This is a genomic window from Planctomycetota bacterium (assembly GCA_035574235.1).
Lineage (GTDB): Bacteria > Planctomycetota > MHYJ01 > MHYJ01 > JACPRB01 > DATLZA01.
Genome location: DATLZA010000196.1, coordinates 1 through 7,042 on the forward strand (window position 1 = coordinate 1; position 7,042 = coordinate 7,042).

Sequence of the window (7,042 nt, forward strand, 5' to 3'; positions counted from 1 at the left end):
GGCGGGCGCCCATCTTCCCGAACCCGCCGAGGCGATCACCGTCGCCGCGGCCCGGGAATGCGAGTACCGGCCCACGACCACGTCCATCGGGACCGTGCTCGCCCTTCAGTCGATCACGGTCCGCAACGAGCTGTCCGGAACGGTCCGCGAAGTCCTCATGCAACCCGGACAAACGGTGGACGCGGGCGCGGACCTCGTCCGCCTGGACGTTTCGGTGGAGCAAGCCGAACTGAAGGCGCTTGAGGCCCAGGCCGCCCTCGCTGAAACGCTGCTTGCCCGCACCGAGCGCGCCGCGCGCAACCGGGCCGTCCCCGAAGCCGAGCTGGACCGCGCCCGCGCCGAACGGGACGTGGCCCTTGCGCAGGTCGCCCGCCTCCGCGCGGTGATCGCCCGCAAGACGATCCGCGCGCCCTTTCGCGGACGCATCGGCCTGGCGGACGTCCACCCCGGGCAGTACCTCTCCGAGGGAACGGCGCTGACGACGCTGCAGGGCGTCGAGGAAGCCGTCCACGTGGACTTCGCGGTCGTCCAGGCGGTCGCCTCGGGACTTCGACCGGGAGATTTCGTGGAGGTCCGTTCCGCCGCCGGCGCCGCTCTCGGAAAGGCGCGGATCGTGGCCGTGGATGCGCGCGTGGACCCCGCCACCCGCAGCGCCACGGTCCGGGCGCGGCTGGAAGGCTCCTCCCCCCCGCCGCCCGGGGCGTCCGTTCGGATCGTCGTTCCGTCCGGTCCCCCCCGGAAGGTCCTCGCCGTGCCCGCTCCCGCCCTCCGCAAGAGCCCCGCCGGCGATCATGTCTTCGTCATTGCGCCCGATCCGCAGGGAATCCCCCGCGCCGGCGTCCGGCGCGTCCGCGGGGGCCCGCTTCTCGGGGACGAGGTTCTGATCCTCGAAGGGCTCTCGGCCGGAGAGACGGTGGCCGCTTCGGGCTCCTTCAAACTGCGCGAGGGGGTCCGGGTCGCGATCGTGGACGAGTCCGGCTCCAACCGCTGACCGGAGGACCGTGTGCGATCCTTCACCGACGTCTTCATCCGCCACCCCGTCCTGGCGGCGGTGGTGAACCTCGTGATCGTCCTGGCCGGCTGGCGGGCCATCGCGGCTCTTCCGGTCCAGCAGTATCCCACGATCGAAAGCTCGTCCGTTCTCATCACCACGGTCTACGTGGGCGCGAGCGCCGAGACGGTCCGCGGCTTCCTCACCACGCCGATCGAGCGCGCCGTCTCGGCGATCAGCGGAATCGACTCGATCGAATCCACGAGCCGCGCCGGGGTGAGCCTCATCACCGTGCGCCTGAAGCTGAATCACAGCAGCACCGCGGCCCTGGCCGAAATCACCGCCCGCCTCCAGCAGGTCCGCTCGGAGCTGCCCGCGGAGGCCGAGCCGCCCGTCGTCGAAATCCAGCGCGCGGACCGCCCCTACGCCTCCTTCTACCTGAGCTTCACCTCGTCCGAGCGGGGAGTGCCGGAGCTGACGGACTGGCTCACGCGCACCCTGCAGCCGCAGCTCGCCACGCTCCCGGGGGTCCAGCGCGTGGGCGTTGAGGCCGGCCGCCCCCTGGCCATGCGCGTGTGGCTGGATCCGGACCGGCTGGCCGGGCTGGGTCTCACCCCCGGGGACGTCCACGCCGCGCTGCGCCGCAACAACTACCTGGCCGCCGTGGGCCAGACCAAGGGACGCTCGGTGCAGGTGAACCTCCTGGCCAACACCGACCTGCGCTCCGAGGAGGAATTCCGCGACCTCGTGGTCGCCGAGCGCGCCGGCTCCCTGGTGCGTCTGTCCGACGTCGCCCGCGTGGAGCTCGGGGCCGAGGAAGCCGACATGCTCGCCAAGTTCGGAACCCGGGAGGCCGTTTACCTCTCGGTCTGGCCGCTGGCCGGAACCAACGAAATCGAGGTGGCTCACCGGCTCCGGGCCGAGATGGAACGGCTCCGGCCCACCCTGCCGCGCGACGTGGACATGCGGCTGGCCTATGACGCCACGGTCTTCATGGAAAACGCCCTCAAGGAAATCACCAAGACCCTTGGCGAGACGATCCTCATCGTCGCCGTCGTGGTGTTCCTCTTCATGGGGTCGGTCCGGACGGCGCTCGTGCCTCTGGTGGCCATGCCCGTCTCCCTGGTGGGCGCCGCGCTTCTCATGCTGGCCTTCGGGTTCAGCCTGAATCTTCTGACCCTCCTGGCGATCGTCCTCTCCGTGGGTCTGGTCGTGGACGACGCCATCGTGGTCGTCGAGAACGTCGAGCGCCACGTCCGCCGCGGCGCCTCGCGCCTCGAGGCGGCGCTCACCGGCGCGCGCGAGCTTCTGGGCCCGATTCTGGCCATGACGGTCACCCTGGCGGCGGTCTACGCCCCGATCGGCTTCCAGGGCGGCCTCACGGGCTCGCTCTTCCTCGAGTTCGCGGTGACGCTCGCGGCCGCGGTGCTCGTCTCCGGCATCGTGGCCGTCACGCTCTCCCCCGTCATGAGCTCCCGCCTGGTCCGCCCGCACGGCCGGGAAACGCGCCTGTCGGCGCTCGTCAACCGCGGCTTCGAGCGGGTGCGCCGCGTTTACGCCGGGCTGCTCGACCGGGCGCTTTCGGTCCGCTGGGCCATCGCGGCGGCCTCTCTGGCCGTGGGGGCCGCGGCCTGGCCGCTTTACGAAAACTCGCGCCGCGAGCTGGCCCCCGTCGAGGACCAGGGGCATGTCAGCATGTTCTTCGAGGCCTCGCCGGACGCGACCCCGGAGGCGGTCCACCGCGAATCCCTCAAGGTCGTCCGCGCCATCGAAGCCTTCCCCGAAACGGAGTTCATGTGGTCGCTCACCGCCGCCTGGGGCGGCTTCGGAGGAATGGTGACCCGGGACTGGCGCCTTCGCTCCCGCTCCACCGAGGAGATGTACGGCGAAATCTTCGGCGCCGTCGCCGGCGTGCCCGGACTCCGGGTCTTCCCGCGGCTGGATCCGCCGCTGCCCAACGCGGGCCAGTTCGACGTGGAACTCGTCCTTCAAAGCGACGCCCCTCCCGAGCGGCTCCTCGAGGAGGCGCAGGCCGTGGTCGCCGCCGGCTGGCGGAGCGGAAAGTTCCTCTACGTGGACACGGACCTCAAGATCGACCTCCCCGAGGCGCGCGTCGTCATCGACCGGGAACAGCTGGCCGACCTCGGGATGGACCTGGCGGGCGCGGGCGGCGAGCTCGGAACCCTCCTCGGCGGCGCGTACGTCAACCGCTTCAACTACTTCGACCGCAGCTACAAGGTGATTCCCCAGATCGGGGACGAGGGGCGCGCGACGCTCGGGCCGCTCCTCGACCTCAAGGTCCGAGCGCCCGGGGGAGGCCTGGTCCCCGTCTCGACCTTCGCGCGGGTGGAAGCGGGGGCGGCGCCCCGCTCGCTGACCCGCTTCCAGCAGCGCAACTCCGCCCGCGTCTTCGGGGGCGTCCAACCCGGGGTCACCAAGGAGGAAGGCCTGCGCGTGCTCGAGGAAGCCGCGGCCGGGCGTCCCGTATCCCTCGACCATGCGGGCGAGTCCCGACAGATCCGCCGCGAAGGGTCGCGGCTGACGGCCACGCTCGGCTTCGCCATCGCCCTCATCTATCTCGTTCTGGCGGCCCAGTTTCGGAGCTTCCGCGATCCGTTGATCGTCCTGGTGGGTTCCGTGCCTCTGGCGATCTCCGGCGCCCTGGTCTTCTGCTTCCTGGACCTGACCACCGTCAACATCTACTCGCAGGTGGGCCTGATCACCCTGGTCGGACTGATCGCCAAGAACGGCATCCTCGTCGTTCAGTTCGCCAACGCCCTGCGGGACCGGGGACTGCCCAAGGAGGCCGCCCTCCGCGAAGCGGCCCTCACGCGGCTGCGGCCGATCCTGATGACGTCCGCCGCGACGGTCTTCGGGCACGTGCCTCTCGTTCTCGTGTCCGGACCGGGCGCCGAGGCGCGCAACAGCATCGGCACCGTGCTGGTGGCGGGCATGACCGTCGGCACCATCTTCACGCTCTTCGTCGTTCCGGCGTTCTACTCGCTGATCGCCTCCGAGCGCGCGCCGGACCGCGGAAACCCGGAGGTCGCATGAAGAACGCGCATCGGCGACCGGCGCTCCGCGCGGCGGCCCTGGCGGCCGTCCTTCTGGCGACGTCCGCCTGCGCCGTGGGTCCCGACTACGAACCGCCCCGGCCGTCGCTTCGGGAGTCCTGGAGCGCGCTGGAGGAAGCGGGCCCCGAGGACGCCCACCGGCCGCGCGCGCGGACGGCCGACCTGGCGGAGTGGTGGACGTCCTTCGGGGATCCCGCCCTCGCGTCGCTGGTCGCGCGCGCCCTGGAAGAAAACCTCGAGCTCCGTGAAGCCGCTTCCCGCGTGCGGGAAGCCCGCGCCCTCCGCGGCGTCGTCCGCGGCGGGCTCTTCCCCGAGGCCTCCGTCCGCGCGGGCTACGAACGCCTGCGCTGGAGCGAACGCGGTCTCTTCCCGACCGACGGAGAAGCCTTCGACCTCCTTCAGGCGGGATTCGACGCGTCGTGGGAGATCGACGTCTTCGGCGGCCGGCGGCGGGACCTCGAGGCGGCGACGGCGGACCTCGACTCCGCCGTGGAAGCCCTCCGGGACGTCCGCGTTTCGCTCGCGGCGGAAGTGGCGAGGAACTATGTCGAGCTGCGCGGCCTTCAGACCCGTCTCGAGGTGGCCCGGCGCAATCTCGAAGCGCAGCGCCGGACGGCCGCCCTCGTGCGCGCGCGGGTGGACGCCGGGCGGGCGTCGGAGTTCGACGGGGTCCGGGCCCAGGGCCAGGCGGACGCCACGGCGGCCGCGCTCCCCGAGCTCGAAGCGGGGGTGCGCAGGGCGGTTCATCGCCTGGGCGTCCTCCTGGGGCGGGACCCCGGATCGCTCGTGCCGGAGCTGGCCGCGGCGGGCCGCGTTCCGGCGCCCCCTTCCGAAATCCCGATCGGCCTTCCGGCGGATCTCCTGCGCCGCCGGCCGGACGTCCGCCGGGCGGAGCGCCAGCTGGCCGCGGCGACGGCGCGCGTGGGCGCGGCCGCGGCGGATCTTTACCCGCGCTTTTTCCTCCTCGGCTTCTTCCGGACGGAAAGTCTCGAGACTTCGGACCTGTTCACGGCGGCCAGCCGGGCCTGGTCGTTCGGACCGTCGATCCAGTGGCCCTTCTTCCAGGGAGGCCGGATCCGCGCCCGCGTGGAAGCTCAGGACGCCCGGCGCGAGCAGGCGGCGATCCGTTTCGAGCGGGCGGTCCTCGGGGCGCTTCAGGACGTCGAGGATGCGCTCGTCACCCTGGCGCGGGAACAGACCCGGCGGGCGGCCCTGTCCCGCGCGGCCGAGTCGCGCCGCCGGGCGGTGGAGCTGGCGGGCCGGCAGTACGCGGAGGGCCTGGCGGACCTGCTGAGCGTGCTCGACGCGGAACGGGCGCTTTACGAGACGGAGGATCTCCTCGTGAGGAGCGAAGAGGCCGTGTCGGCCGCCGCGATCGCGCTCTACAAGGCCGTGGGCGGCGGCTGGACCCCCTGAACGCCGGCCGAGGCGCTACCCGTTCGCCTTGGACGCCCCGCGGGGGGCTGTCTCCGGAGCCGTCGCCGCTCCCTCCGCGGCGGCGGTCGGGGCCAGCTCGAAGCGGTCCGCCCGACGCAGCTCCGGGAAAAGCCACGTCCAGAGCGCCACGACGGCGCACGTCCCGATCCCCCCGACGACGATGGCCGCCTGCGTTCCCCACCAGTGCGCGGTCTGTCCGGAGCGGTATTCCCCGAGTTCGTTGGAGGTGTTGATGAAGATCATCGACACGGCTCCCACCCGGCCGCGCATCGTCTCGGGGGTGGACACCTGCATGAGCGTGTGCCGGACGGTGACGCTCAGCATGTCGGAAGCGCCGCAGAGGATGAGGAACGCCACGGTCAGCTCCAGGCTCGTGGAGAAACCCAGCCCGATCGTGCTGAACCCGAAGGCCGCGACTCCCGCGAGAATCCAGACGCCGATCCGGCGGTCGAGCGGGCGGAAGGCCAAAAAAAGCGCCGTCGCGCCGGCGCCGATGGCGGGGGCGCTTCGCAGCAGGCCCAACACCTCGGGCCCCCGCTGGAGGATGTCCTTGGCGACGGCCGGCAGAAGCGCCGTGGCGCCGCCGAGGAGGACGGCGAAAAGGTCGAGCGAGAACGCGCCGAGCAGCCGGCGGTCTTTCCGGACGTACTGGAGCCCCGCCAGGACCGCGCGATTGAAAGGCTCCGGATCCGCGACGGCCTGGGGCCGGGCCGAAAGAAGAGCCAGACACGCGGCGGCGCCGACGAAGAGGGTGCCCGCGACGAGGTACACCCGCGACGCGTGGCTGCCCGCGTAGACGAACCCGCCGGCGGCGGGACCCGCGATCGTGGCCATCTGGAAGACGATCAGGTGCCAGACGACCGCCCGCGGCAAAAGCGCGCGCGGAACGAGCGCCGGGAGGAAGGCGTGCCCCGCCGGGGCGCTGAAGGCGCGGATGGCGCCCAGGCAGCCGCACGCCGCGTAGATCGCCGGAAGGGAGGGCGCGGGACGGGCGGCCTGCCAGGCGAGCCATCCTCCCGTGGCCGCGTTCGCCAGCGCGCAGGCCACGAGGATCCCCCGCCGGTTCAGGCGGTCCGCCACGTGCCCCGCCGGAAGAGCCAAGAGCAGGTTGGGAATGAACTGCGCCAGGCCCACCAGGCCCGATTGAAGCGGGCTCCGCGTCATGTCGTACACCTGCCAGTGGAGAGCCACGAGGTACATCTGCCCCCCCAGAATGAGCAGGACGCGGGCGAACTGATAGAAGGCGAAATTGCCGTGCCGGAGGGGCGCCCAGGGGGATATCGGGGCCGGCGGGCTTTCCATGCAGGTCGGCCCATGATACCCGGAAGGGGCCCGCGGGGTGAAGATTGTCGAGCGACCGCCGGGAAATCTCGGCGGCCCCCGGAAACGGCCCTCTAGAACCGGAAATCCAGCCCAAGAAAAAGGCCGTCCCCGGAGAACATCGCGCGGTCCTTGTCGTCCGATCGGCTCGATTGCGTCACGTCCATGAAGAAACGGGTGGCGCCGAGCGTCAGGCTCCAGGAGGCCGAAAGATCCAGGA

Annotated in this window: 4 protein-coding genes; 3 read left to right on the forward strand and 1 reads right to left on the reverse strand. The window is 71.7% G+C overall.

The features are described from left to right. The 3 genes from VNO22_18300 to VNO22_18310 all read left to right on the forward strand — a co-directional run. On the forward strand, positions 1-991 hold a 991-nt coding region (locus VNO22_18300), incomplete at its 5' end, for an efflux RND transporter periplasmic adaptor subunit (GenBank protein HXG63328.1). Positions 992-1,003: 12 nt separating this feature from the next. Next, positions 1,004-4,045: an efflux RND transporter permease subunit gene (locus VNO22_18305; GenBank protein ID HXG63329.1), complete on the forward strand. Its 3,042-nt coding sequence runs from the start codon at positions 1,004-1,006 to the stop codon at positions 4,043-4,045. Continuing rightward, positions 4,042-5,481: an efflux transporter outer membrane subunit gene (locus VNO22_18310; GenBank protein ID HXG63330.1), complete on the forward strand. Its 1,440-nt coding sequence runs from the start codon at positions 4,042-4,044 to the stop codon at positions 5,479-5,481. The genes VNO22_18305 and VNO22_18310 overlap by 4 nt, the downstream gene beginning before the upstream one ends. Before the next feature lie 15 nt (positions 5,482-5,496). On the opposite strand, the gene VNO22_18315 is transcribed toward VNO22_18310, so the two are convergent. Further along, positions 5,497-6,804 (reverse strand): MFS transporter, encoded by a 1,308-nt coding sequence (locus VNO22_18315; protein HXG63331.1) that lies wholly within the window; start codon positions 6,802-6,804, stop codon positions 5,497-5,499. Positions 6,805-7,042 lie beyond the last annotated feature (238 nt).